The 963-nt window shown below is 64.1% G+C and carries 2 protein-coding genes and 1 pseudogene; all 3 read right to left on the bottom strand.

All coding sequences use genetic code 11. From position 1 onward, the window contains the following. Positions 1 to 224 (bottom strand): hypothetical protein (locus RBA41_RS33345; protein WP_306628637.1); only part of this gene is annotated, 224 nt, incomplete at its 3' end. Positions 225 to 238: 14 nt separating this feature from the next. Next, on the bottom strand, positions 239 to 514 hold the full coding sequence (locus RBA41_RS33350) for a helix-turn-helix domain-containing protein (RefSeq protein ID WP_306628638.1): 276 nt from the start codon (positions 512 to 514) through the stop codon (positions 239 to 241). Continuing rightward, a pseudogene (locus tag RBA41_RS33355) lies at positions 511 to 963 on the bottom strand (hypothetical protein); the annotation flags it as partial. The pseudogene RBA41_RS33355 and the gene RBA41_RS33350, both read right to left, overlap by 4 nt.

Genomic DNA, 963 nt, shown 5'->3' on the forward strand with positions numbered 1-963 from the left:
TTGGCGGCCTCCTGGTTGAGATGGTTTTCTATTTGCGTGTAGGCGAGCTCGCGCTGACGCTGCACTTCCGCACGCAGCTTCGCCTTGACTCCGGCCAACGCTGTTTCGCCGTCTTCCCGCCTGACCTGGTCGTAAGCGACCTGGCGCACGTGCTGGGGGGCCCCCGCCAAAAGGCGGATTTGGCAGCATTCCCGGTGGGCATTGAAGCGCCCCGACAGCGCCACGCAAAACTCGCAACTCACCTGGTCGGGCCGATGAGGAAGCTGCGGATCGTGGTGATCGACATGTCCGCTACGTCGTGGATGCGGATCATCATCGCCGCACTCAGCGCGACCTTGACGTTCCGGATATTGCTCACGTTCGTCGGGGAGACGCCCAGTTCGCGCGACAGGGCAGCGTCATTCTTGACGCCAAGCTTCGCCATGACAGCGTCGAGCAGCAGGCCAACGTTGTAGGCCGGATTGTTGACGTCGATCGTCACGAATTTTCTCTCGGTGGTGGTAGTGGTGCTCATACATCGTCCTCATCGGTGGTAGGTTGGTTTTTTTGTGCTCGTGATGCTTTCAAAATTGCTTTCATGCCGGCCACGGCACCGGCCGGCATTCCTTTTTTGGCGCGGGGAGGCGCCTCGGTCGGATCGATGATTCCCACGCGGCTCTGGCGCGGTGGTACCGGCGGGACCCCGCCGTTGTCAATCGCAGCCTGCACCCGGCCCTTGAACGCCACGGCGGACTCGCCAGCTTGCGCCGGTTGCAGTCCCAGCCGCGCAGCTTCGGCCGCGACGCTGGCGTCCGACGCCCACCAAGCCTGGCTGGCCCGAGCGCCAGTCGCCCGGTCCGGACCTCGGGCATTGCGGCACCAGTTGCGCCACGGGCCTTCCCATTCGAGCTTGACCCCACGGGAACCTGCCATCGGCACCCAGTGGTCCCGGAACGTCTCAGCCACCTCGCGGACATGGTCTTC

This window comes from Massilia scottii, from assembly GCF_030846495.1.
GTDB classification, from domain to species: domain Bacteria; phylum Pseudomonadota; class Gammaproteobacteria; order Burkholderiales; family Burkholderiaceae_D; genus Telluria_A; species Telluria_A violaceinigra.